Consider the following 24,428-nt stretch of genomic DNA (forward strand, 5'->3'; position numbering starts at 1 on the left):
GCGCCCTGCAGTGCGTTGCGCAGCGCTTCATTAGGGTAAGGGAGTGAAGATGAAAAGCACATTTCGCAAGACGCTGACGGCGCTGATCCTCGCCGCCATCGCGACGCCGACGCTGGCGGCGCAGCCGCCGGCTGGCGCGCAGCTGGCCGCCCAGCAGGAGATTGTCCGCCATATCAAAGACGAGCCCGCCTCGCTCGATCCGATGAAAGCGGTCGGCCTGCCGGAAATTCAGGTGATCCGCGATCTCTTCGAAGGACTGACCAACCAGGATGCGCAGGGCAACATCGTGCCGGGCGTGGCTGAAAGCTGGAGCAGCAGCGACAATAAAACCTGGATCTTTACGCTGCGCGGCAATGCGAAATGGTCCAACGGCGAGCCGGTGACGGCGCAGGATTTCGTCTACAGCTGGCAGCGTCTGGTTGAGCCGAAAAACAGTTCGCCTTTTGCCTTGTTCGCCGGGCTGGCGGGCATCAGCAACGCGGGCGCGATAACCAAAGGTGAGATGCCGGCGGATCGGCTCGGCGTCAGCGCCGTCGACGCGCAGCACCTCAAAGTGACGCTCGACCGTCCGGTGCCCTGGTTTCCGGCGCTGGCGGCCAACGTGGCGCTTTTCCCGGTGCCGCAGCGCGTTATCGCCAGCGCGGGCGACGTCTGGACCGCGCCGGGCAAGCTGGTGGGCAACGGCGCCTATCAGCTGGAATCGCGCGTGGTGAATGAGAAAATTGTGCTGACGCGCAATCCAGCCTACTGGGACGACGCGCATTCGGTGCTGACCAAAGTGACCTTTATTCCCATCAACGAAGAGTCCAGCGCCACCAGGCGCTACCGCGCGGGCGATATCGATATCACCGAATCGTTCCCGAAAAACCTTTACGCGCAGCTGAAAAAAACGCTGCCGGGCGAGGTGTATACGCCTGACCAGCTCGGCACCTACTACTACGCCTTCAACACCCAAAAGGGCGCCACGGCGGATGCGCGCGTGCGCAAGGCGCTGTCGTGGAGCATTGACCGCCGCATTATCGCGGAAAAAGTGCTGGGTACCGGCGAGAAACCTGCCTGGCGCTTTACGCCCGACGTGACCGCAGGCTTTAAACCGGCGCAGTCCTATATCGAGCAGCACAGCCAGCGGGAGCTTAACGCTCAGGCGAAGGCGCTGCTGGCCTCCGCGGGTTACGGCCCTGGGCGGCCGCTGCACCTGACGCTGCTCTACAACACCTCGGAAAGCCATCAGAAAATCGCTATCGCCGTCGCGTCGATGTGGAAGAAGAACCTCGGCGTTCAGGTCACGCTGCAGAATCAGGAGTGGAAGACCTATATCGACAGTCGCAACAGCGGCAATTTCGACGTGATCCGCGCCTCCTGGGTCGGCGACTACAATGAACCCTCTACCTTCCTCAGCCTGCTGACCAGCGGCAACAGCAGCAATATCGCGCGCTTCAGCAACGCCGACTACGATGCGGTGCTCGCCAGAGCGAGGGGCGAAACCCAGGCCGAGGCGCGCAACAGCGACTACAACAAGGCGGAGCAGATTCTGGCGGACCAGGCGCCGATCGCGCCGATCTATCAGTACACCAACGGCCGCCTGATCAAGCCGTGGGTGAAAGGCTACCCCATCAACAACCCCGAAGATGTCGCCTACAGCCGCGAGCTGTGGATCGAAAAACATTAAGCCCTGCGCGGCCTGCCTGGCAGGCCGCCCCCAGACACCTTTGCTCACAGCCTGAGGATTGCAACTCAACCGCGTCGCGCTAGACTGTATCGTATTGATTTTGGTAGCGAGGCAAGTGAGTGAACGTCATTGAAGGCAAAGCGCTGCAGGTATCGGACGCCATAATCGCCTGCCAGCTTGATGGCAAGGGCGGCCTGATCCCCATCGAAGATAAGGACGTCATCCACTGCGAGCGTCCCTGCTGGCTGCATCTTAACTATACCCATCGACAGAGTGCCGACTGGCTGCAGTCTACGCCGCTTATCCCCGACACGGTGCGCGACGCGCTGGCGGGAGACAGCATGCGGCCGCGCGTCAGCCGCCTTGGCGACGGCTTTATGATCGTGCTGCGCAGCGTCAACCACAACGCCGACTCCCGGCCGGAACAGCTGGTGGCGATGCGGGTTTTTATCAACGACAAGCTGATCGTTTCGACGCGCCGTCGCAAGGTGTATGCGGTGGACGCGGTGCTGACCGATCTGCAGAACGGTAACGGTCCGGAAGATGGCGGCAGCTGGCTGGTGGACATCTGCGACGCGCTGACCGATCACGCCAGCGAATTTATCGAAGAACTGCATGACAAAATTATCGTGCTGGAGGATGCGTTGCTGGACCAGCGCGTGCCGGCGCGCGGCGAGCTGTCGCTGTTGCGCAAGCAGCTGATCGTGATGCGGCGCTATATGACGCCGCAGCGCGACGTCTATTCGCGTCTCGCCAGCGAGAAACTGCCCTGGATGGATGACAGCGACCGCCGCCGTATGCAGGAGGTCTCTGACAGGCTAGGGCGCGGGCTGGACGATCTCGACGCCGGCGTGGCGCGTACCGCGGTGCTGGCCGATGAGGTCGCCTCGCAGATGGCGGAGGCGATGAACCGCCGCACCTATACCATGTCGCTGCTGGCGATGATCTTTCTGCCGACCACTTTTCTGACCGGGCTGTTTGGCGTTAACCTCGGCGGCATTCCGGGCGCCAACTGGCATCTTGGCTTCAGCATGTTCTGCCTGCTGCTGCTGATCATGATTATCGGCGTCGCCTGGTGGCTGAAACGGCGGCGCTGGCTGTGACAATAATGTAATCAACGTGTTCCTAAGGTTCACATCAGGACAATAATGCGCGGCAACACGGAAAAAAGGGAAAAAAGCTGATCGAGGTCAATACCCCTCCAGGACAATAGCGGCAAACTCAGTTCCGCAGGTGAATGCAACGTCAAGCGATGGGCGTTGCGCTCCATATTGTCTTACTTCCTTTTTTTAGAATTACTGCATAGCACATATTAATTCGATACGCCGGCCTTATCCGCCGGCTTTTTTTTTGCCCCTGCGGCTGAGTTATACCTATGCTTGAAGGACAACGACCAGAGAGGAGCAGGGTATGACATCTATTTTCGCCAGCGATCCGATTCCGACCGATCCCGTCCCGATCCCCGATCCAATACCGCAACCGCCGCCGAATCCGCAACCGGATCCGCCGCCAGAACCGGGTTATCCGCCGATCCTCGATCCGCTGCCGCACAGGTAAAAAAAAGGGCGCGCTTGCACAGCGCGCCCTTTTTGCATCAGCTGCGGATTAGGGCAGCTGCAGCACGTCGAGGCGCACCGCCGGCACGGCATCGTCCTCTTCCTGCCAGCCGACAGGCTGCACGGGCAGCGTTTCGCGGTCAAAGGCGAGATCGCCGCCGTCCACGACCGCATCGCCGTGCTGGATGCCTTTGAAATCGAACAGCGCGGTATCCGCCAGGTGCGATGGCACAACGTTTTGCATCGCGCTGAACATCGTCTCGAGCCGTCCCGGATAGCGCTTATCCCAGTCGCGCAGCATATCGCCGATCACCTGACGCTGCAGGTTCGGCTGCGAACCGCAAAGGTTGCAGGGAATGATCGGGAACTTGCGCGCCTCAGAGAAGCGTACGATATCTTTTTCGCGGCAGTAGGCCAGCGGACGGATCACGATATGCCTGCCGTCGTCGCTCATCAGCTTCGGCGGCATGCCTTTCATTTTGCCGCCATAGAACATGTTCAAAAACAGCGTCTGCATAATGTCGTCGCGATGGTGGCCCAGCGCGATTTTCGTGCAGCCCAGCTCGGTGGCGGTACGATAGAGAATGCCGCGGCGCAGGCGCGAACAGAGCGAGCAGGTCGTTTTGCCTTCCGGGATCTTCTCTTTAACGATGGAGTAGGTGTCTTCCTCGACAATCTTGTACTCGACGCCCAGCGTCTCCAGATATTCCGGCAGGATATGCCCCGGAAAGCCCGGCTGTTTCTGGTCGAGGTTGACCGCCACCAGCGAGAAGTTAACCGGCGCGCTCTGCTGCAGATTGCGCAGGATTTCCAGCAGCGTATAGCTGTCTTTGCCGCCTGACAGGCAGACCATAATGCGGTCGCCCTCTTCAATCATGTTGTAATCGGCGATAGCGGCGCCGACGTTGCGACGCAGGCGCTTCTGGAGTTTGTTAAGGTTGTACTGTTCTTTCTTGTCAACCGTTTGATTTTCTTGCATTAAGTTATATCTCAGCAATCAAAAGAGGGCAGATAACGCGCAGCGCTTCGGCGCGCCATCCTGCTATTCAGCATAGCCAGCAGGCAAAAGTATGCCGCGTATGGTACGGATTACGGCGGCGAATGCCAGCACGTTTTATCGCGGCGTCCCAGCGTGAATCGATGCGTGCCAGCGTGGACAGATACTGGAAAGCGAGTAGAAGGGGCAGAGGTCGATCTCCAGACGCCGCGATTGAGCCAACTGCAGGAGCGAGACTACAGGAAGCACCGCCTGCGTGACATTGAAGGAAAGGCGAAGGCATATAGCGGGATATCAGCCTGGCTTTTTTTGATAAATTTTTAACAAGCGTAAAATTTTATTAATCTGGCCTGCAGACGGATTTTTTTCGCGCGCGCTATAAAAGACTGTTTTCCATTTAAATTTACCGGCTTGGCGTCTGGCTTAATATTCCCCCTTATCCGACTCGCTTATTTAAATTTATTCACCAGGGTGTCTGGTCTCGCTTGAAAATGGCGGCGTCTCTTCTAGAATAAAAATCGTAACACGAAAACGGCTGGCATAACTGATTTATGCTGGTTGCCATTTTTAATAGCACTATATATCCAGGAGGATAATATGGCCGAACATCGTGGTGGTTCAGGTAACTTTGCAGAAAATCCTGAAAAAGCATCAGAAGCAGGCAAAAAAGGCGGGCAGAACAGCGGGGGTAATTTCGCTAATGACCGTGAGAAAGCTTCCGAAGCGGGTAAAAAAGGTGGCCAAAACAGCCACGGCGGCGGGCGTAAGTCTGATTAATCAGAAAGATAAGAACTGATTAAACCGCAGGCCCCGGCATTCGTGCCGGGGCTTTGATTTTTCTTTGATTTGAACTTACTCCATAGATTGCCAGGGGTTATATTCGTGCTGGATAGCATTGCGGCTAAAAATATTAATAGCTTTAGCAAGCGAGCCGTTATTCTACAGGCTGTTAACGGAAAATGAATAGGGCTATTCCTCTGCCTCGGGTTATTTAAGTTCATGGCCGACCGCCTAATATGAGCGTCAGAATTATTTTCAGGGCAAAGCGATGTGGCGCTATGGGTTAAGCTGCTTAAGAAAACTCAGCCGATCTGTCCGCTTTTCCAGCCGTTTCGGGCAGCAGGGAAATGGCTCTCTTTGCCGGTACATTCCTCATACCAGCAGCCCTCAGCAAAAAGATAGCGCACTTTTAATACTTGCCCCAAAACGCTGGCTCGTCACCTGAACCTGAAACCGTTCAATCTGCCGAAAGAAAGTTTTCCAGCGCAGATAGCAGCATATTCACGTTTTTTTCTCCTGGGCTTTTTTGCCCCGTCTGTATTCTTCGAAGTAGGGGAGCATCTCCAGAAAAAAAATCGATATAAAAACAAACACAATATAGCCCGTTGGTAGCGGATCCGATCTTAGCGTTAGCTCATACCTTGCGGGCTCGTTACCCAATCCAAACAATGCCTGAAACTGCCCCCAGTGCCTTGAAATGACCAGCAACAGAGCCATTAGCGGAACCATTTCAAGGAAGCTGTGTATGTGTTGCTCGACAGGAGAGACTTTCCTGGCTGTAACCGCATAACTGACATCCCACAGAGCTGTAGCCTCATGGCAGAAAAAAAGACAATCATACTTAATATAACCAGCGCATTAACATCCAGGAAAAGTGCCGAAAGCAACGGAATACTCATTTCCAGAAACATAAGGATATGAATATAAGTTTCCTTTAAGCCTGTTGTCGTTTCAATATCTGTTGCTCTGTGACAAATCCAGTCAGCAAACCCGGCGATAAGCCATACGGGTAAGACAAAATAGAGTAACAGAAACATTTGCGGATCCAGAGGGTTCATACAGGTATCCTGTGAGTTTAGATTTCTGAACATAACGCTGCCAGTCTGTTTGAGTTCGCCCGTTTTGCAGGTTAATAGCCTGTTCTGACATGCCAGTAATTTGATGCCTCCTGTTAATCAGGCCATCCCTGTATTAGCTCACTCTTTTTGCGAGCAGCTTAACGCCGTTTGAAATGAACAGAATATAAACCCTTATCCAGCTTGTATCAAAGGGTCTGATTCGTATTTCTGTGGCTGATCCGACAGGAAGTCAGAGCCATCGTAACTGGAGTGAAATCGGCATTTCTCCCTGTTAAATTACAGCCATACATCCAGTATCATAATAATAAATGGTACATCTGGTTATAAATGCGCAAATGAATGTATGTTTATCTTTCAGGTTTCATGGCTACAAAATATACATGAAAAATGTTTCTTAATATTTTTATATTAAAATCAATTGATTGGGTTAAATTTCAGTAACGATCTGGAAAAAAAGTGTGCGATAAACTCTTTTTTATAACGATTTTAATCGTGATCAAGATCACGTTTCGTCACATTTTGCAAAATTGTACAACTAAAATTAAGTTGTACAAAAAGACAGAAAATATTGTGTTGCATGAGTTGTTTATATTAAAAGAAAAAGAAAGTCCTGTTATTAGCGTAGCGGCTAACCGGCTTAGGCACTGTATTTTTTTTTGGTTGAATTTTTTACGTATCAAAACCATATTTCACTCATCCTGAGTAAATAAATTTTTAAACCTGAGGTGATGATATGGAAAAGCGACGTGGTGGTGCAGGTAATTTTGCAGAAAACCCTGAGCGAGCCCGTGATGCGGGTCGTAAAGGCGGTCAAATTAGCCGCGGTAATTTCAAATATGACAGAGAGCGTGCTGTCGAAGCTGGGCGGATCGGCGGAAAATTAAGCAAGAGAACGTCAAGGAATAGTGCTGAGTAAATTTTTCTGATTGATATCATCGGCTGGGTTACATTCTGTATTTACTCTTCCCTGCATTTACTCTGTTGGTGCCATGAGATTAGCGAGCATTCTTATTTTTGTCCGGGTGCTAACCAGTTTTAAATGGCAGCTGCTTATTAAGCCGGGGTGATCATGCATAATAGTGGCAACAGAAAACCGGCAATCCGTTTCAGAAATCATTATATCAGCGATGAGGATGAAGCTCGTGCTTTCATTATGGGTACTGTTGTTTATGAGCTGATAGATTCAGGTAAAGTGATAAGCCGAAAATCTGTCTGCTGTAAATTGCTGGCAAGACTGGAACACTGTGAAAGCCCGGAGGAGGAGCATTTATATTTCCGTATGATTCGATCGCTTTTTGGTCGCCATTAAGCTGGCGGCAAGATAAATTCAGGTTGAGTTCTTCTGTGGAAAGAAGGCGTGATGGAAATTGTCTGTGATTGAAACCCGTTTGCAGTAACTCGCATTTAGCCCGTCAGGAACGGGCTTTTTTTTGTTATTACCGGGACCAGACCTGATAGCCGTTATTTGAGCTTAAGGGCATCTCGATTCATGAACCAGATCGCCAGCGCCAGCGCCAGAAACCCCGCCGCGCCGGTCATGACCGCGCTCCAGCCTCCAGCGTGCCACAGTATGCCCGCCAGCGCCGAGCCAACCGCCGCGCCGATAAAGTTAGAGACGACAAAGATGGTGCTCAGGCGACTGCGCATCGCCGGATTGATTGAAATGATGCGTGTCTGATGCAAAACGTTTAACGTCTGTACCGCGATATCGATCAGGATAATCGCCAGGATGATCAAATAGAGACTGTTGCGGCCCCAGGCGGCCACGCCGATAGCCACCAGCGCCAGTAACAGCGCCAGGCCTGTGGCCATCACCGAGTGACCCCGGTCATGCAGAATGCCTGCCCGTCTGGCCATCAGCGCGCCGGCCAGTCCTGCCAGCCCCGTCAGGCCGATCTGGCTGACTGTATAAGAGTAGGGCGCCGAACTTAACAGGAACGTCAGGCTGGTCCAGAACAGGGTGAAAACAAGAAAGCCGCAGGCAGCGATAAGCAGGGTAATACGCACCGCTGCGCTTTCTGCGATCGTCGACAGCAGCGAGCGCATTAATTCTCTGTAGCTGAGATGCTGGCGAGGAACATCGGCCGGAAGCATACGCAGCATCAGGAAAGCCAGAATCAAAGCGCCGCCCGCTGCGATAAAATAGACCGCACGCCAGCCGAGAAAATCGGCAATCACTCCGCTGACGGTTCTGGACAAGAGAATGCCGATAAGCATTCCTGAAATGATAGTGCCCAACACTTTCCCTAACTGGGACGGGCTCGCCAGATCGCCGGCAAACGGCGTCAAAAGTTGGCCAGCGACGGTTGTCAGCCCTGTCAGCGCCATTGCCGCCATCAGTAACGGCATGGAGGGGGCGACCGCTGTCAGGCAAAGAGAAAGCGCTGAGAGAAAGAGGATGGCAGGAATAAGCCTGCGGCGATTCCGGATGTCACCCAGCGGCACCAGCAGCAGAATGCCGGTTGCATAACCCAGCTGGGTGAAGGTGATGAGCATACTTGCTGAGTCTGGCGGAGCGCCGAACGACAGGGCGATATCATTCAGCAGCGGCTGTGCCGTGTAGAGATTACCGACCGCCACCCCGCCAGTGATGGCAAACAGCCGGATGAGCATGCGGTTTAAAGCTGGCTTTTCTGACGCGTCTATATTCTCAGGGCTATTGATCTTCACTCAACCTCCACTTCATCCGTTACGGGCTGATTCCCACCGCTTATGGCTCAAATGCTGTTGGTACTCCAGGTGATGCACGCTGTGGCGTTATCCCCGTGTTCCGGAGGATCAATAATAGCCTGCTGCACCACAGGTGTAAGAGTCGCGTCCGGACGGATAACGTTGGTTCCAATCTCTCCTGGGGCATATTCAAGCATACGCGCCTGACCTCGTTGCCAGCGTTATCGGGCCGCAAAGAAGTCAGGCAGGGATTTTAAGGCTGTAGGTTAGTGTAGATAAATCATCAGCGATAGGGCGCGTTAGGCCACTTAATATAAGCGAAGACGTAAAGCATGATGAAGTGCAGGCCAGGCATCGAGAGAATAAGCGCCATCTTCCAGCCGAAGCCCGCTTTTTGCGCCATCCGATAGCATGGAATGAACGTCAGTAACCAAATTACCAGTGACAGTGACGCGAGAGGATTAGGCTTTTCCATTGAGTATGCTCCTTAAATGTTCAGGGCAGAATATCGGCAGGAAAGCGTCACTCTTGAGCCGCGCGACGTTTTCATCCCGCCAGATAATACTAAAGCCGCCATCGCTGGCGGCTTCAAAATAGTTTCATCGTGATAAGCGCCCACAGTCAGGCTGCCCTTGATGCTGCTCTGTTAATTCGCCGTCACGGTCTTCATCGCCGCACGCTGCGGCAACAGCCAGAGAAACGCGACGATAATCAGCGCCAGCGTCAGCGAGGCGCTATAGCGGCTCAGCGCAAGACCGCCCGATGCGACAGGCTTATCCAGGAAATCGCCCACCACAGCGCCCAGCGGTCGGGTCAGGATAAAGGCCGCCCAAAACAGCGCGGTGCGTGAAAGCGAGGTAAAGCGGCTGGCAGCCCAGATAATGGCCAGCGCGCCGACAAACAGCAGGATCCCGCCGTCGTACCCCAGTCCTTCGCTGTCAGCGGTCCAGTCGCCTAACGCCGTGCCCAGGGTTTGCGAGAACATAATGGTGACCCAGTAAAAACACTCGGACACGCCGTTGTTGACGGAATGCACGGCGATAGTGCCGCAGGTAATGCGCCAGATAAACAGCGAGAGAACCAGCAGGGTGCTCAGCAGCAGCGTGCCGCCCAGATAGCCTATCCCCAGCGAGCGATCGGCAAAGTCCGCCAGCGTGGTGCCGACGGTGGTGGTGGCAACCACGGTAAACCAGTAGATCCACTTATTAAAGCTGTGGCGTTTAATCTGCACCACGACAGCAACTAAAAAGATAATGGCGAAAATCAGCGTACCGGTAAGGTAGCCCAGATTCATCGACATGGTCACCGCATCGCCGCCGGTTTCACCCAGCGTGGTTGCAGCGATTTTAGTTAACCAGAACGCCAGAGTAACGGCAGGTACTTTGCTGAGGGATTGAGAATCTGCGATCTTATTTTGCATGAGGGTAGGCTCCGGAAAAGCCCGAATTGGGCTAATACAGCACCCAGTCTATAGGATTATTCTTAAGCGAAGATTAAGCGCTATGAATGTTTGAGCGAAATGATGAGGCATGCAGAAATTGTTTTAAGGGCGGGCAGCGAACCCTTAACGGCTGCACTTTCCACGAGCCTCGATGCGTCCAGGGGTTGATAACGTAGTCGCTCAGCATCACTATGCCTCTCCTGTGTGTGCAAATGGACGTTCTGAACGACAAGGGGGAAAGATGGCAAACCGGGCCCTGGCTTACCGACGTTTCGGCCAGCCGGAAGAGGTATTGCATCTGGAGACGGGAGAGAAAGGCGAGCTTGCTGCCGACGCGATCAGGGTAACGATGCGCTACTCACCGGTTAACGCTTCTGACCTCATCCCGATTACGGGCGCCTATCAGCACCGTATCGCGCTACCGCAGGTTGCCGGCTACGAGGGTATGGGCGTTGTCACAGACGCGCCGGCGCCATACCGTCACTTAACGGGTCAACGGGTGCTTGCTCTGCGCGGCGAAGGCACCTGGCAGAGTCAGGTCGATATTCCCGCCGCGCTTGCCATTCCCGTCCCCGATAATATTGACGACAGGCTGGCTGCGCGAGGGTATATCAACCCTGTTGCCGCGACGCTGATGCTTAAGCACTTTTCGCCGGCAGGTAAAGATATCCTGCTCACGGGCGCCGGGAGCGAGTGCGCCATGCTGCTGGGCCAGTGGGCGCTCCGCGCCGGCGCGCGCTCCGTGACGGGCATACATCGCTCGCCAGTGCATGCGCTGAAGCTTGAACAGTGCGGCATTACGCCGGTTCAGGAGCAGGAGAGCGAAGCCATCAGCTATTATGCTGCACGCGCCGGTGTCGTTTACGATGCCACCGGCGGCAGGCTGGCAGAAACGCTCCTTGAGCTGATGCCGCTGACCGCGCTGTTCGTCAGCTATGGTCTTCTCTCCGGCGAGGCGTTCCGCGCTCAACATCACCTGCCGAAGATCCACTGGTTTCATGTGCGGCATTATCTTGCGGCGGCGGGCACAGAGGGCTGGCAGCAGATGTTCAGAGAGCTGTGGCCGCTGCTCGCTGAAAGTCATACTCGCGACGTGCAGATATTCGCTCTGGAGGAGTGGAAAGCCGCCATAGGGGCTTACCGCAAAGCCGGAAGATCGGCTAAACCGCTTATTAAGCTGGCCCCTTAAACGGGATTTCTCCCGCAGGTTGCGCTCTGCGTCAGCCATAACGCAACCTGCACGCCAGGGGCCAGACAGCGTCTTTGAACATAAAGCAACCCGAGGCCAGCGCGTTCCGCTACAATACTGTTTCCTTTAACAGCAGGAAAAAAAAGTGAAAGCTTTCATGGCCGCCGTTTTAATGCTGACGCTGACAGCCTGCTCCAGCTCCACGGGGCGAAATTTTGATACGGCGAGCATTCAGAAAATACGCGCGGGAGCGACCACCCGCGCCGAGCTTATCGCGATGTTCGGCCCGCCGGATACGGAAACGCCTTATCCCAACGGGCAGCAGCTGCTGATGTGGAACTACAGCGAAGCGAGAACGCTCGACACGACGGCAGGCAAAACGCTCACCGTGCAAACCAAAAATGGCCGCGTGTTCAATTACACGCTGAGTAAAAGCTGACCGGCATAGCGCCCTCTCTCTCAGCGTAAAAAAAGCGCATAAACTGGGTTTTTTTCGCACCATTGCCCGCTGCCGTGCTGGCGTAGTCTGTCCCTCTTATCTCAAGGGGGAAATTATGGATACACGCACCATTGCTGTTTCGCTTGTTATGGCCATCAGTTTGCTCTGGATCCGGGCTTCAGCGGCGCAGCCGCCGCAGCACACCGACGATCAGGTCCGTCAGCTGATGATCAAAGGTTCAAAAGCAGTAACCCAGGAAAGGGTCGATGAGTGGCGCCACAGTCATAGTGCCTGACCGAACCTGCACTCGCAGGGAGCAGGTACCCGGCGCTGCGCCGTGCGATAAATCTGGCAGGATAGTCTATTGAAAAACGATCGCCGCAGCGCCGCCTCACTGATAATGCTACTGAGCTTTAGCGCGGTAGTGGGCGTGGCGCTGCTCTCTCTTTTCGCCCGGCACTGGGGCGAGTTTGTGCAGTACTGTCTTACCCTGCAAATTTCACTGCATCGCTATCTGGTGCAGTACCTGCTTCTGCAGCGCGACCATCACATCAAAGGCGGACTGATGCTGATAGCAGGCAGCTTCACCTACGGATTTCTGCATTCAGTCGGTCCCGGCCACGGCAAGTTTGTCATTACCGCCTGGCTGGCCACGCACCGGGAAAAACTCAACGCCAGCCGCCTGATTACGCTGGCAGGCAGCCTGATGCAGGGCGTCGTCGCGGTTCTGTTTGTCCTTATTCTCGCCATCTCGCTGAATCTCTCGATGGGCGATCTCAGCGTAAGCCGCTTCTGGATGGAAAAAGCGAGCGCATTGCTTATCGCGGGCTTTGGTATCGCGCTTATCGGACGGGCGATCGGCCGCGATCGCCTGCGACTGTTCGGCGCCAGCGCGTCACGCCATCAGCATGATGCGGCCTGCGGCTGCGGACATAAGCATCAGCCGAACGCCGCAGATCTGACCGGCGGCTGGCGTAATGCGGCCTGGGTTATTGCCGGCATCGGCATCCGTCCCTGTAGCGGGGCGCTGATGATCCTGGTCTTTGCCAACGCTGTAGGCATGTTCAGCTGGGGCGTCGCGGCGGTAATGGCGATGTCGCTGGGCACGGCGGCCTCCATTATGATGCTGGCTACCTGGGTGCATCACCTCAGAGAGTGGATGTTTGCCTCAAACCGGCCCGTGTTAATGCGCTACGCCGCCACGCTGGGCAGAGTGGCGATAGCCGCGGGCGGAATAGCGCTTATCCTTTTTGCGGCGGTGCTGTTTTCCACCGTGATACCGGTCAGTGCGAACGGCGATTTCATCACCGCAGGCTGCTAGGCCGTCTGGCGCAAACCCTTCACCAGCAGCGTGAACACCTGAACGACTTTCGGCAGCGCCCGCTGCGGATCGTCGCTGGCGGCAATCCACTGGGCGGCATTGAGCGCGGCGCTATTCAGCAGGCAGGCGGTCGCGTCCGGGTCTACCGTTTTGATGACGCCGCGTTCAAGCATTTCGGCAATGCGCTGGCGGGTGGATTCAAGGCAGCTGTTCTGGCTTGGCCACTGGGCCGGATTGCCCAGGAAAGCGGGGCCATCCAGCAGCACGATGCGCCGCACTTCCTCATCCAGCGCCATCCTGATATAGGCGATCCCTTCCGCCAGCAGCTTTTCCCACTCATCGCCAGCATCAGCGGCGGCTTCCCTGGCGCGCTGCGCCATCTCGCCATCTATCTGGGTGACGACGGCGGCAAGCAGCCCCTTTTTATCGCCGAAGTTATGGTACAGCGCGCCGCGCGTCAGATTGACGCTGGCGGTCAGCTCATCCATCGAGGCGGCGGCAAAGCCTTTCTCGGCAAAGGCTTTTCGCGCGGCGGCAATCAGCCTGGCGCGGTTTGCCTCCATGGTTTCGGCGCGGCGTTTCACAGCCATAAGCACTCCTTGTCACATACGCAGCGTATCTGAATTGACATACGGGGCGTATGTGTGATTAATTTTACATACGCGGCGTATATTAAATGATTTATACCGGCTGCGCATCCCGCTTCATGACCTGACAGAAGGAAATACCATGAACCAGCCTCAACCCGTTTTCCCGGCTAACCGCCACGCGCTCTATGAAGAGCATGGCTATTCCGCCGCCATCCGCTCCGGCGATTTGCTGTTTGTCTCAGGCCAGGTCGGCAGCCGCGCCGACGGCACGCCGGAGCCCGATTTCGCCGCGCAGGTGCAGCTTGCTTTCGACAACCTCCGGGCGACGCTGGCCGCCGCCGGATGTACTTTTAACGATCTGATTGACGTCACGACCTTTCATACCGATCCGGAAAAGCAGTTCCCGACCATTATGCAGGTCAAACACGCCGTATTCCCCCAGCCGCCTTACCCGAACTGGACGGCCGTTGGCGTCAACTGGCTGGCTGGCTTCGATTTTGAAATCAAGGTGATTGCCAGGATCCCCGCGCAGTAAACAGGGCGACGCCTTTACTCAATTTTTATTTGCGCGCATTTCATTAATACAAAATTTTTATACGGCCCGTGGTTGAATCTTCTGCAGCACCTGCCTAAGGAGAATCAACCTGATGAAATGCCTCAATGAAACCTTTCCTCGCGTTTTCAGCAGCGAGACGGCGGCGGCGGATCTGGCCGCGCAGCAGCGGCGTAAAATCCTCTCGCCCCGCAAATGGTATAAAAACGACTTTTACCTCAGCACCGATAATGCCGCGCTGGACGCCGGTTTTATCTGCCGCTCGCTGCATCATCCCGCCGGACGGCGACATCTGGCGCTGGCGCTGCACGGCAGCCTCTGCTTCGGCCTCTATCGCAAAGCGAGGCAGATTGGCTTCGCGCGCATGGTCACCGACCTGGCCGGCACGGTGGTGCTGCGCGACCTGATCGTCGCGCCGGAGTATCGCTTTATCGGACTGGGCTCCTGGATGCTGAGCTGCACTCTGAGCCATCCCGCCACGCAAAGCTGCTGCGCCGTTCTCTGCTGGAGCAGCGAGGCGTCTCCGTTCCTGATCAAGAACGGCTTTAGCGCCGTGCCGACCGTTCCAGGGCTGCATATTTTTCGCCTCCTGAACGCAGTCGGCGAGGCGCACGCCGAACCCTGCGCGCTGCACTAGCGGCCGCAGGATCATGAGCGGCCTTATCCAGCTGTTACTGCGTCAGCCCTTTAATCTGCCCGATTCACGCTCCCCGTCCGGCAATAAGCCGGGGGCACTACAGGATCCTTCCATGTCAGGCTTAATTCTGGTTTCACATAACTACTCTCAGCACGCCACGCTCTCGGCGCTGTACGACGCTATCCTGTCGCGCCGCGGCGGACTATGGGTGAGCTGGAACGGGAAATGCGAAGCGATCGCGCCCGACACGCTGCGCACGCTCTCATTCCGCCACGGAAATAAGTTCGACACCCTGACGTTTCCGCTGACGCAGGAAGAGTCGGAGGCGGGCTATCACGGCTATGTGCATCAGGGGCTGTGGCCCGTTTTTCATCAGCGTCCCGATCTGGCGCGCTTTACCAGCCACAGCCGCCGCCACTATCAGAAAATCAACGAGGCCTACGCCCGGGCGATCGCGGAGTATGCGATGCCGGACGATCGGCTCCTGATCCAGGACTACCATCTTATTCCCTGCATAAAACTGCTGCGCGAGGCGGGGCTGCTCAACCGCACCGCATTTTTCTTTCACCAGCCTTTTCCTTCGGGGCAGGGGTTCGAGGCGATTCCAGACTGGCAGTGGCTGGCCGAGTCGCTGCTGTGCAGCGATCTGATCGGCTTTCAGACTCTTCAGGACATGAATAACTTCCTGCTGTGGATCGAAAGCGAATACCGCACCGAGCGTCTCAGCGCCACCAGCGTCCGCGTCCATGGACACCTCATTACCACCGGCGTCTTTCCGATGGGGATCGACCTGGAGGATGTGGAGTACCTGAAAGAGAGCAACAGCTGTCGCCTGATGGAGCAGCAGTGCCGCGAGACGCTGCCGGAACATACCGTGCTTAGCGGCGGCCATCTGGATAGCAGCGCCGGGCTGCCGTATCGTCTCAGCGCCATGGAGGTGCTGCTGCGCGCCCATCCTGAACATGAAGGATCGATTCGCCTGCTGCAGCTCGCCTCAAAGGCCGCCGGGCATCTTCCCCACGCCAGTGAGGTCGCGCAGGATCTGGAAAGCCTGTGCGGCGAAATGAACGGCGCGCACGGCATGCTGGGCTGGTATCCGGTGAGCTGCCTGACGCACGCCTACAGCCGGGAAGAGCAGGCGGGCATCTACCGCGCGTCGCGCGTCGCGCTGGTGACGCCGCTGATGGCCGGCATGAGCCTGATGGCGAAAATGTATGTGGCGCTGCAGGACCGGGCCAATCCCGGCGTGCTGATTCTGTCGCAGTTCGCGGGCGCCTCGGAGCACATGGACGGCGCCATTGTCGTCAATCCCTACGATCCCGACGCCATTGCCGACGCTATCCATACCGCGCTGCGGCTGCCGCTAAAAGAGCGTCAGAACCGGCACGCCAGACTGATGAAAGGCATCCGGCGCCTCGACTGCCACTGGTGGGCCGACAGCCTGCTCGCCAGCCTGAGCGAGGCGGAAGACGGAAACCCTGAGCCGCAAGCGCGCAGCCTGTTGTTCGCCGGGCGCTACGGACGTCTCCGCTACTAGCCATGTAAAGGCGTCAGGCGCAGCCTTCGACCAGCACAAAGGTGCCGGCGGCGGCGCCCGCGCGCAGCTTTCGTGCGGCCTGATAGGCCGGACTCTCGTAGAAGCGCTTCGCCTCGGCAAAAGAGGCGAACGCGAAAATCACGTGCCGCTGATGCGCCTCGCCTTCCAGATTTTCATATTGCCCGGACCAGGCGACGATCTCCGGGCCAAATTCCCGCATCGCCTCGCCGGCCGCGCTGGCGTATTCCGCGTAGGCCGCGGCGTCTGATACGGTGACGTGAGCGATTAAATAACCTTTTGCCGTCACCGCGCTGGCGCCGCATCTCGCCGCCGGCACGCTGGTGGAGATACTGCCCGATCTGCGCCCTGCGCCGCTTAACGCCTTTTTCGTGGTGGCGCACCGCCGGAGCCTGTCGCAACGCGTCAGGGCCTTTATGCACTGGACGGAGGCGCTGCTCAAACCCTATTTCGACTGAGGGGTCTCCAGCGGACGCAGGCCGCTCCGGCTTTCTTCAGGCTCGGCGATGCGTTTTACCTCGCCCACCAGCAGGATATAGGAGAGCGCGCCGATCAAGGCTACCGCCGCGATATAGATCAGGGCCGGGCCAAAGCCGTAATCCTGCGCCAGATAGCCGATCACCAGCGGAACGGTAATGCCGCCCAGCCCGCCGACGAAATTAAACACGCCGCCGGTCAGGCCAATCAGACGCATCGGCGCCAGCGACGACACCAGCGACCAGGTGATCGACGCGAAGCCGTTGCCGAAAAAGGCCACCGCCATCAGCGCCATGATCCAGACGGGATCGTCGGTGTAGTTAGCGCCCATAATACAGGTGGAGATCAGCAGCCCGCAGATAATCGGCGTTTTACGCGCCGCGCCGAGCGAATAGCCTTTCTTCACCAGTCTGTCTGCCAGCCAGCCGGAGAGCAGCACGCCAACAAAAGCGGCGAGAAAGGGCACCGTGGTCATAAAGCCCGCTTTCAGCGCGGCGATGCCTTTTTCCTGCGTCAGGTAATTTGGGAACCAGGTCAGGAAAAACCACAGCGTCGAGGTCACGGCGAACTGCCCCAGATAGACGCCCAGCAGCTTGCGATGAAACACCAGCTTCCAGTCAGCTTTACTCAGCGGCTGACGCGCTTCGCGGGTGGCGGGCGCATCGCCGTCAACCAGGCCGCCGCCGCGCTGAATATAATCGAGCTCCGCTTTGCCGATGCCTTTGGTAAGACGCGGCGGCTGGTAAACCCTGAACCAGACCAGCGACCAGATAATGCCGATGCCGCCGGTGACGATAAAGACCCAGTGCCAGCTCAGCAGCTCCTGAATCCAGATCAACAGCGGCGTCAGAAAAGCGAGGCCGACAAACTGCCCGGAGGTGAAGAAACCCACTGCGGAGGCGCGCTCCTGCTCCGGGAACCAGCTGGTGACCATGCGGTTGTTGGTGGGAAAGGCGGGGGCTTCGAAGATGCCGGTCACGGCGCGCAGGGCGATCAGCGATATCAGCCCGGCGGCGAAGCCCTGCAGCAGGGTCGCCACCGACCAGCCCAGGATGGCGATAAAATAGGTCAGCCGCGAACCGATGCGATCGAGAAACCAGCCGCCGGGGATCTGGCACAGCGTATAAAGCCAGGCGAACGCGGAAAAGACATAGCCCATCTCCGCTTTAGTGATGCCGAACTCCTGCTGAATATGCGCGGAAGCCACGGCCAGATTAGCCCGGTCGACGTAACAGATCACCACGGTAATAAAGATCATCAACAGCGTGAGATAACGACGTCGCCCTGGTTTTGCATTATTTACGGAAATATCCATCGCAATCTGTCTCCAGATTTGGGCATGGCGAAGCCATTCACCATGCCCTGTTATTTACAGAGGGTGTGTTTTCTATTTATTTATTGTCAGATAATCCGCGACGAGCGGAGCCGGGCTAAATAATCCGCTTTACCACTCCGCGACGGACCCGTCCGCATGGCGCCACAGCGGATTGCGCCAGTCTGGCGCGTTTTTGCTGCGCTCGATCACCTGCTCCTCGTCAATTTCCACGCCGAGTCCTGGTTTCATCAACGGTTTAAAGAAGCCGCCCTCCATGCTGAAGTCCGCTTTGTTTTTCACAAAGTCGAGCAGCTCCGCGCCCTGGTTGTAATGAATGCCCATGCTCTGCTCCTGGAAAACCGCGTTGCGCGAGACGAAATCGACGTGCAGACAGGCGGCGAGGGCGATCGGACCGAGCGGGCAGTGCGGCGCGAGGGCGACGTCGTAGGCTTCCGCCATGGCGGCGATTTTAACGCACTCGGTGATGCCGCCGGCGTGGGAGAGATCGGGCTGCAGTATCGCCAGTCCGCCCGCCTCGAGCACGCGTTTGAACTCAAAGCGCGAGAACATGCGTTCGCCCGCCGCGATAGGGATAGCGGTTTGCGCCGCCAGCCTGGGGTAATATTCCGCCTGCTCCGCCAGTACCGGCTCCTCGATAAACAGCGGGCGGTAGGGCTCAAGCTCTTTGATCAACACTTTCGCCATCGGCGCGCTCACGCGGCCGTGAAAGTCGAGGCCGAACTCAATCTTATCGCCGAACGCATCGCGAATTTGCGCGACGGTATTCACCGCGGCGTCGACTTTGCGCGAGTCGTCGATAATGCCCAGCTCTTCGCAGCCGTTAAGTTTGAAGGTGTCGAAGCCGATTTCGCGTAGCGTATGGATGCCGGCGATAACATCCGCCGGCCGATCGCCGCCCACCCAGCTATAGGCTTTGATTTTATCCCGCACCAGTCCGCCCATCAGCTGCCATACCGGCGCGCCCAGCACCTTGCCCTTGATATCCCACAGCGCCTGATCGATACCGGCGATGGCGCTCATCATGATCGGGCCGCCGCGGTAAAAGCCGGCGCGGTACATCACCTGCCACAGATCGTTGATGCGCGCGGGATCCTGACCTATCAGGTAGTCGCTCAGTTCATGCACGGCGGCTTCGACGGTGCGCGCGCGCCCCTCGATAACGGGTTCTCCCCAGCCGACGACGCCTTCGTCGGTTTCGATTTTAAGAAACATCCAGCGCGGGGGTAAACGGTATGTGGTGAGCCGGGTTATTTTCATTTCACTGCCTCTCTGTATGCCTGAACAAATGCGGCCGCCTGCTGCGCGGTTCGCTCTACGGGCTGACCGGCGCGATAGAGATCGCTGCCGAGCCCGGCGCCTGCGCAGCCCGCTTCAAGCCACTGCGCCAGGTTTTCCGGCGTAACGCCGCCTACGGCCAGCACCGGCACGTCGTCGGGCAGCACCGCTTTTAGCGCCTTGATGTAGCCCGGGCCGAACGCGGAGGAGGGGAATATTTTCAACGCCTGCGCGCCGGCATCCAGCGCGCTAAAGGCTTCGCTGGCCGTCGCGCAGCCGGGACAGACGAGCATGCCGAGGCTCACGGCGTGGCGGATCAGTGCCGGCTGAATATTCGGCGTCACGATAAGCTTGCTGCCCATCTCCGCCAGCCTGTCCACCTGCTCGGTTTTCAACACCGTTCCGGCGCCTATCAACGCCCTGTCACCGTAAGCCTCGAGGATCAGCGGGATGCTAAGCTCCCACTGCGGCGAATTGAGCGGAATTTCCACCGCATCGAAACCAGCGTCGATAACCGCGCCGACGTGTGCGACGGCCTCGTCGGGCGTAACCCCGCGCAGAATCGCGATAAGGGGAAGTTCAGTTTGCCATTGCATTAACGATGCTCCTTATGCCTGCCTGAAAGGCGGTATCGCCGGCTATTACGCTGGCCTGCTGGCCAGCGGCGGCCAGCGCCTGGTGGTAACGGCGTGTCAGCGACTCTCCGCCGACGAGGGCGATCGGCTGATGGCCAAAGCGTTCGCGCATAGTGGCGACCTCCGCACCAATCAGCAGACCGGATAAAAACTCGCTGACCTCTTCAGGGGCCAGGCTGCCGAGGATATGCGCGGCGCGGATCTCGAAGAGCTGCGCCAGCAGCGCCGGCGTCGCAAGGCCGCGCGCCAGCCCGGCGTCAAATGCCGCCTGCGACGGCTGCTGCTCAGGCAAACCGGCGCCGATTAGCGAGTGACGCAGCAGCAGCGCGTGAAGTTCGCCGGTCATAACGGTGTGAAAGTCGCAGATGCGTTCGTTGTCGATCTGCACCCATTTGCAGTGGGTGCCCGGCATCACGTAAACGGGCGAGGGCGCCAGCGCGTGCGCGCCGAGCAGCTGCGTCTCTTCGCCGCGCATCACGTTATGGTGAGCCTCGCGGCTGACGCACAAGCCGGGCACGATCCAGACGTTGTGGTCGACCGGCGTCAGCTGCTCGCCGATCGCTGATAAGCGGGCAGGCAGCGGCAGATAGGGCACGCTTTTCCAGCCCACGTTACTGCCCACCATTCCGGCCATCACTACCGGCGTCTCGCCGTCGCGCCATCCCTGCGTGACCTCGTCTAATACCGCCTGCGGGCGCTTTCCGTTCAGCCGGGTGACGCCCGCTTCTGACTCTCTGCTTTCCTGACAGCGTTCGTTGTCGAAAAGCCAGGCGCGCAAATTGGTGGAGCCCCAGTCAACGGCGATATAGCGAGATCTCATGTGATGTCCTTTAACCTGTGTGTCGAGCTGGCGATCATGGTGTACGCCGCCTGCTCTGCCGCATCGCCGTTCTGCAACCGTATGGCGTCGAACAGCGCTTTATGTTCGCTTAGCGTTTTCGGCATATTGGCCTCGTCGCCCTGCCAGGTGCGCTCGAAGACGGCGCGCTGGAGAGAGCTGATCGCTACGCTAAGCTGTTCCAGCACCGGGTTGTGTACCGCGCGCAGCACCGCTTCGTGATAGCGAATGTCCGCTTCGTTAAAGGCGTCCCGGTCCTGGTTGTTGGCGATCATGTCGTTGAGCGCGGATTCGATCTGCGCCAGATCCTGCGACGTCGCGCGCTCTGCCGCCCAGCGAGCGATAGCTGGCTCTACCAGATTGCGCACTTCGCTCATGGCCGCGATCAGGCGCGGATCGTCGTCGTTTTCCAGCACCCACTGCAGTACGTCCGAGTCCAGGTAGTTCCACTGGTTGCGCGGCGTAACGAAGGCGCCGTAATAACGCTTTATTTCAATAAGCCGCTTCGCCGTCAGCGAACGGAACACCTCGCGGATGATATTGCGCGAGGTGGCGAACTCGTCGCATAGCTCCGTCTCGGCCGGCAGCGGGGCGCCGGGCAGATATTTGCCGCTGACGATCTGCTGGCCCAGCGTAATAACGATACGGTCGGTTTTGTTGAGGGTCATAGAAGCTCCTTGTGCCTGCTTGTTTGCTTCTACTTTACCCTGAGCGCTCAGTTTCGCCTCATGTTTGAAGTACAAAGCAGAGGTAAGCCGCTATCAGTATGGCGGTATTGTAGTACGATAATTTATAGTTGTACTACAATGTGGATCACAAAACCGCCAAATTGATGGCGTGGTTTGTCATCAGCGAAGTGTGCAAAATGTGATCAGCAGAAGAGAAAGATATTTTGTAATCGATTACTTTTTTAGCGGACATTAACTGTAATCGATTACTTCATTCTGCGAGGCGGCTATGGTTTCTTATACGCAAGGTAACGATCACGCCGTAGCGGCGCAGCGCATGCTAGTGCCGCGGCTGTCGCTGATGATGTTTCTGCAGTTCTTTATCTGGGGCAGCTGGTCGGTAACGCTCGGGCTGGTGATGACGCAGCACAATATGTCGCTGCTGATTGGCGACGCCTTCTCCGCCGGGCCGATTGCGTCAATCGTGTCGCCCTTCGTGCTGGGCATGCTGGTGGATCGCTTCTTCCCGTCGCAGAAGGTGCTGGCGGTGATGCATCTGGCCGGCGCGGTGATTCTGTGGTTTGTGCCGCAGGCGGTGGTGGCGGAAAACGGCGGCCTGCTGATCGCCTTACTGTTCGGCTACACCCTGTGCTACATGCCTACGCTGGCGCTTACCAACAATATCGCCTTTCACAGCCTGGCGAGCAGCGAGAAGAGTTTCCCGGTGGTGCGGGTATTCGGTACCCTCGGCTGGATCGTGGCGGGGATTTTTATCGGCGTTGTCGGCATCGCCTCCAGCGTCGCCATCTTTACGCTGGCGGCAATCAGCTCGGTCGCGCTGGCGATCTATAGCCTGACGCTGCCGCACACGCCCGCGCCGGCGAAAGGCGCGCCTTTCCACCTGCGCGATCTCTTCTGCGCCGACGCCTTCGCGCTGCTGAAAATTCGGCACTTCTTTATCTTTTCGCTCTGCGCCACCCTGATCTCTATCCCGCTCGGCACCTATTATGCCTTTACCGCCTCCTGGCTGGCCGACGCCGGCGTGAACAACGTCAGTACGCTGATGTCGTTTGGCCAGATGTCGGAAATCTTTTTTATGCTGGTGATCCCGCTGCTGTTCCGCCGCCTCGGCGTGAAAATCATGCTGCTGGTGGGCATGGCCGCCTGGTTTGTACGCTATGCGCTGTTCGCCATGGGCATGGGCGAAGAGGGGCGCACCCTGATCTGGCTGGGCATCTTGCTGCACGGCGTCTGCTACGACTTTTTCTTTGTGGTCGGCTTTATCTATACCGATCGCATCGCGGGCGAGAAAGTAAAGGGTCAGGCGCAGAGCATGATCGTGATGTTTACCTACGGCATCGGCATGCTGCTGGGGTCGCAAATCTCCGGCGCGCTCTATAACCATCTGGTAGCCGGTCAGGTTTCCGCCGCCAGCTGGGCGCTGTTCTGGTGGATCCCGGCGATTGCCGCCGCGGCGATCGCCGTGCTGTTTCTGTTCACGTTTAAGTATCGCGACTAAGCGGTTTACGGGAGGTGGTTTTTGAAGACGTTGAAAGGTCCGGGCATTTTTCTTTCGCAGTTTATCGGGCGGCAGGCGCCGTTTGATTCGCTGGAGGGGCTGGCGCAGTGGGCGGCGTCGCTCGGCTATAAAGCCCTGCAGATCCCCTGCAACCATCCTGCGATATTCGATCTGCAGCGGGCCGCCAGCAGCCAGACCTACTGCGACGAGGTGCGCGGATTGCTGCAGGAGAACGGGCTATGCATCAGCGAACTCTCCACCCACCTGGAGGGACAGCTGGTAGCGGTGCATCCGGCGCACGATGCCGCCTTCGACAACTTCGCGCCGGCAAGCGTGCGCGGCAAGCGCGAGGCGCGCACCGCCTGGGCGACAGAGCAGGTAACGCTGGCGGCCGCCGCTTCGCAAAACCTCGGGCTGCGCGCCCATGCGACCTTTTCCGGTTCGCTCGCCTGGCCCTATCTTTATCCCTGGCCGCCGCACAATCCGCAGCTGTTCGAGGAGGCGTTCGCCGAGCTGGCGCGCCGCTGGCAGCCGCTGCTCGACGTCTACGATCGCCACGGCGTCGACCTCTGCTATGAGCTGCATCCCGGCGAAGATCTGCATGACGGCGTGACCTTCGAGCGTTTCCTGGAGAAAGTTCATCATCATCCGCGCTGCAATATTCTCTTTGACCCCAGCCATCTGCACCTCCAGCACATCGATTACCTGCAGTTTATTGATATCTACCACGCGCGCATCAAGGCCTTTCACGTTAAAGATGCCGAGTATTTGCCGAACGGCCGCAGCGGCGTCTACGGCGGCTACCAGAAATGGATCGACCGCGCCGGACGCTTTCGCTCGCCGGGCGACGGCCAGATCGACTTCAAGGGCATCTTCAGCAGGCTGGCGCAGTACGACTATGATGGCTGGGCGGTGCTGGAGTGGGAGTGCTGCCTGAAAGAGGCGGAGACCGGCGCGCGCGAAGGCGCGGCGTTTATTCGCCGCCATATTATTCCGGTGGCGGATCACGCCTTCGACGACTTCGCCGCCCGGCAGAGCAGCGCCAGCGTGCGCGCCGCGCTTGGGCTACCGGAGTGATGCTGGCCTGACCGGCAGCGAGGTGGCGCTCTGCCATCCGGGCGTGCCCAGGCGCGCCTTGTCGCTGCGCGACAGCGGCCGATTTGGACTAACGTCTTGTCTCGCAGAGGATTATGATACCCTGCAG

The 24,428-nt window shown here is 57.6% G+C and carries 25 protein-coding genes and 3 pseudogenes; 15 read left to right on the forward strand and 13 right to left on the reverse strand.

Annotated elements, in window-relative coordinates; all coding sequences use genetic code 11:
• Positions 1–49: 49 nt before the first annotated feature.
• From HA46_RS12945 to HA46_RS21155, 3 genes are all read left to right on the forward strand, one after another.
• Positions 50–1,669 carry a peptide ABC transporter substrate-binding protein gene (locus HA46_RS12945; protein WP_084884700.1) on the forward strand — a complete coding sequence of 540 codons (1,620 nt, stop codon included), beginning with the start codon at positions 50–52 and terminating at the stop codon, positions 1,667–1,669.
• A 119-nt stretch (positions 1,670–1,788) separates the two neighbouring features.
• Positions 1,789–2,772 carry a zinc transporter ZntB gene (gene zntB / locus HA46_RS12950; RefSeq protein ID WP_033790202.1) on the forward strand — a complete coding sequence of 328 codons (984 nt, stop codon included), beginning with the start codon at positions 1,789–1,791 and terminating at the stop codon, positions 2,770–2,772.
• Between the two features lie 307 nt (positions 2,773–3,079).
• Complete coding sequence (locus HA46_RS21155; protein WP_167626706.1) at positions 3,080–3,226, forward strand: hypothetical protein; 147 nt, start codon at positions 3,080–3,082, stop codon at positions 3,224–3,226.
• 48 nt (positions 3,227–3,274) lie between these two features.
• On the opposite strand, the gene ttcA is transcribed toward HA46_RS21155, so the two are convergent.
• Together ttcA and HA46_RS21560 are read right to left on the reverse strand one after the other, a co-directional pair.
• Positions 3,275–4,204 (reverse strand): tRNA 2-thiocytidine(32) synthetase TtcA, encoded by a 930-nt coding sequence (gene ttcA, locus HA46_RS12955; RefSeq protein WP_084884702.1) that lies wholly within the window; start codon positions 4,202–4,204, stop codon positions 3,275–3,277.
• Positions 4,205–4,277: 73 nt separating this feature from the next.
• Positions 4,278–4,358: pseudogene (locus HA46_RS21560) on the reverse strand (site-specific integrase); the annotation flags it as partial.
• A 461-nt stretch (positions 4,359–4,819) separates the two neighbouring features.
• On the opposite strand from HA46_RS21560, the gene HA46_RS12960 reads away from it, so the two are divergent.
• Entirely contained in the window at positions 4,820–4,999 is a 180-nt protein-coding gene (locus HA46_RS12960) for a con-10 family general stress protein (protein WP_071997399.1), read from the forward strand.
• Positions 5,000–5,718: 719 nt separating this feature from the next.
• Here the strand turns inward: HA46_RS12960 and HA46_RS21210 are convergent.
• The gene (locus HA46_RS21210) at positions 5,719–6,060 is read right to left on the reverse strand and encodes a hypothetical protein (RefSeq protein WP_208857414.1); all 342 of its coding nucleotides are present in this window, start codon (positions 6,058–6,060) and stop codon (positions 5,719–5,721) included.
• Positions 6,061–6,814: 754 nt separating this feature from the next.
• On the opposite strand from HA46_RS21210, the gene HA46_RS12975 reads away from it, so the two are divergent.
• Positions 6,815–6,997, forward strand: a complete 183-nt coding sequence (locus HA46_RS12975) for a con-10 family general stress protein (protein ID WP_071997398.1) — start codon at positions 6,815–6,817, stop codon at positions 6,995–6,997.
• Positions 6,998–7,542: 545 nt separating this feature from the next.
• Here HA46_RS12975 and HA46_RS12980 read toward each other — a convergent pair.
• The 3 genes from HA46_RS12980 to HA46_RS12990 all read right to left on the reverse strand — a co-directional run bounded on the left by HA46_RS12980 (position 7,543) and on the right by HA46_RS12990 (position 10,171).
• The gene (locus HA46_RS12980) at positions 7,543–8,751 is read right to left on the reverse strand and encodes an MFS transporter (RefSeq protein ID WP_208857415.1); all 1,209 of its coding nucleotides are present in this window, start codon (positions 8,749–8,751) and stop codon (positions 7,543–7,545) included.
• Positions 8,752–9,034: 283 nt separating this feature from the next.
• Positions 9,035–9,226 carry a hypothetical protein gene (locus HA46_RS12985; RefSeq protein ID WP_033790197.1) on the reverse strand — a complete coding sequence of 64 codons (192 nt, stop codon included), beginning with the start codon at positions 9,224–9,226 and terminating at the stop codon, positions 9,035–9,037.
• A 171-nt stretch (positions 9,227–9,397) separates the two neighbouring features.
• Positions 9,398–10,171: a COG4705 family protein gene (locus HA46_RS12990; RefSeq protein ID WP_084884709.1), complete on the reverse strand. Its 774-nt coding sequence runs from the start codon at positions 10,169–10,171 to the stop codon at positions 9,398–9,400.
• A gap of 262 nt (positions 10,172–10,433) precedes the next feature.
• Between HA46_RS12990 and HA46_RS12995 the strand changes: the two genes are divergently transcribed.
• The 4 genes from HA46_RS12995 (at position 10,434) to HA46_RS13010 (ending at position 13,141) form a co-directional block, all read left to right on the forward strand.
• A complete protein-coding gene (locus HA46_RS12995) occupies positions 10,434–11,381 on the forward strand; it encodes a zinc-dependent alcohol dehydrogenase family protein (RefSeq protein ID WP_084884711.1) in 948 nt (315 codons plus the stop codon).
• 157 nt (positions 11,382–11,538) lie between these two features.
• Positions 11,539–11,820 (forward strand): hypothetical protein, encoded by a 282-nt coding sequence (locus tag HA46_RS13000; protein WP_033790253.1) that lies wholly within the window; start codon positions 11,539–11,541, stop codon positions 11,818–11,820.
• Positions 11,821–11,935: 115 nt separating this feature from the next.
• Complete coding sequence (locus HA46_RS13005) at positions 11,936–12,115, forward strand: hypothetical protein (protein ID WP_084884713.1); 180 nt, start codon at positions 11,936–11,938, stop codon at positions 12,113–12,115.
• A gap of 105 nt (positions 12,116–12,220) precedes the next feature.
• Complete coding sequence (locus tag HA46_RS13010) at positions 12,221–13,141, forward strand: nickel/cobalt transporter (RefSeq protein ID WP_084884753.1); 921 nt, start codon at positions 12,221–12,223, stop codon at positions 13,139–13,141.
• Here the strand turns inward: HA46_RS13010 and HA46_RS13015 are convergent.
• A complete protein-coding gene (locus HA46_RS13015; RefSeq protein WP_084884716.1) occupies positions 13,138–13,731 on the reverse strand; it encodes a TetR/AcrR family transcriptional regulator in 594 nt (197 codons plus the stop codon). The two genes, HA46_RS13010 and HA46_RS13015, sit on opposite strands and share 4 nt — an antisense overlap.
• Positions 13,732–13,870: 139 nt before the next feature.
• Here HA46_RS13015 and HA46_RS13020 point away from each other — a divergent pair, with 139 nt between their 5' ends.
• From HA46_RS13020 to HA46_RS13030, 3 genes are all read left to right on the forward strand, one after another.
• Entirely contained in the window at positions 13,871–14,266 is a 396-nt protein-coding gene (locus HA46_RS13020) for a RidA family protein (RefSeq protein ID WP_033790185.1), read from the forward strand.
• 112 nt (positions 14,267–14,378) lie between these two features.
• Complete coding sequence (locus HA46_RS13025; protein WP_084884718.1) at positions 14,379–14,921, forward strand: GNAT family N-acetyltransferase; 543 nt, start codon at positions 14,379–14,381, stop codon at positions 14,919–14,921.
• A gap of 112 nt (positions 14,922–15,033) precedes the next feature.
• Entirely contained in the window at positions 15,034–16,458 is a 1,425-nt protein-coding gene (locus HA46_RS13030; RefSeq protein ID WP_084884721.1) for an alpha,alpha-trehalose-phosphate synthase (UDP-forming), read from the forward strand.
• 13 nt (positions 16,459–16,471) lie between these two features.
• Here HA46_RS13030 and HA46_RS13035 read toward each other — a convergent pair whose 3' ends face one another.
• Positions 16,472–16,765: a DUF1330 domain-containing protein gene (locus HA46_RS13035; RefSeq protein ID WP_033790181.1), complete on the reverse strand. Its 294-nt coding sequence runs from the start codon at positions 16,763–16,765 to the stop codon at positions 16,472–16,474.
• Between HA46_RS13035 and HA46_RS13040 the strand changes: the two are divergent.
• A pseudogene (locus HA46_RS13040) lies at positions 16,764–16,934 on the forward strand (LysR family transcriptional regulator); the annotation flags it as partial. The gene HA46_RS13035 and the pseudogene HA46_RS13040 sit on opposite strands and share 2 nt — an antisense overlap.
• Here HA46_RS13040 and HA46_RS13045 read toward each other — a convergent pair.
• From HA46_RS13045 to dgoR, 5 genes and pseudogenes are all read right to left on the reverse strand, one after another.
• Positions 16,922–18,312 (reverse strand): annotated as a pseudogene (locus HA46_RS13045) (MFS transporter). The pseudogenes HA46_RS13040 and HA46_RS13045 overlap by 13 nt on opposite strands.
• Before the next feature lie 85 nt (positions 18,313–18,397).
• Positions 18,398–19,546, reverse strand: coding sequence for a galactonate dehydratase (dgoD, locus tag HA46_RS13050; RefSeq protein WP_033790177.1), 1,149 nt, complete (start codon positions 19,544–19,546; stop codon positions 18,398–18,400).
• The gene (locus tag HA46_RS13055) at positions 19,543–20,160 is read right to left on the reverse strand and encodes a 2-dehydro-3-deoxy-6-phosphogalactonate aldolase (RefSeq protein ID WP_033790176.1); all 618 of its coding nucleotides are present in this window, start codon (positions 20,158–20,160) and stop codon (positions 19,543–19,545) included. Before HA46_RS13055 ends, dgoD begins: the two co-directional genes overlap by 4 nt.
• A complete protein-coding gene (locus HA46_RS13060; RefSeq protein WP_084884726.1) occupies positions 20,144–21,019 on the reverse strand; it encodes a 2-dehydro-3-deoxygalactonokinase in 876 nt (291 codons plus the stop codon). The genes HA46_RS13055 and HA46_RS13060 overlap by 17 nt, the downstream gene beginning before the upstream one ends.
• A complete protein-coding gene (gene dgoR, locus HA46_RS13065) occupies positions 21,016–21,705 on the reverse strand; it encodes a D-galactonate utilization transcriptional regulator DgoR (protein ID WP_033790172.1) in 690 nt (229 codons plus the stop codon). The genes HA46_RS13060 and dgoR overlap by 4 nt, the downstream gene beginning before the upstream one ends.
• Positions 21,706–21,994: 289 nt before the next feature.
• On the opposite strand from dgoR, the gene HA46_RS13070 reads away from it, so the two are divergent.
• Positions 21,995–23,224, forward strand: a complete 1,230-nt coding sequence (locus HA46_RS13070; RefSeq protein WP_084884729.1) for an MFS transporter — start codon at positions 21,995–21,997, stop codon at positions 23,222–23,224.
• A 21-nt stretch (positions 23,225–23,245) separates the two neighbouring features.
• Positions 23,246–24,301, forward strand: a complete 1,056-nt coding sequence (locus HA46_RS13075) for a sugar phosphate isomerase/epimerase family protein (RefSeq protein WP_033790168.1) — start codon at positions 23,246–23,248, stop codon at positions 24,299–24,301.
• The last annotated feature ends 127 nt before the right edge of the window (positions 24,302–24,428 follow it).

Source organism: Pantoea septica (assembly GCF_002095575.1).
Classification (GTDB): domain Bacteria; phylum Pseudomonadota; class Gammaproteobacteria; order Enterobacterales; family Enterobacteriaceae; genus Pantoea; species Pantoea septica.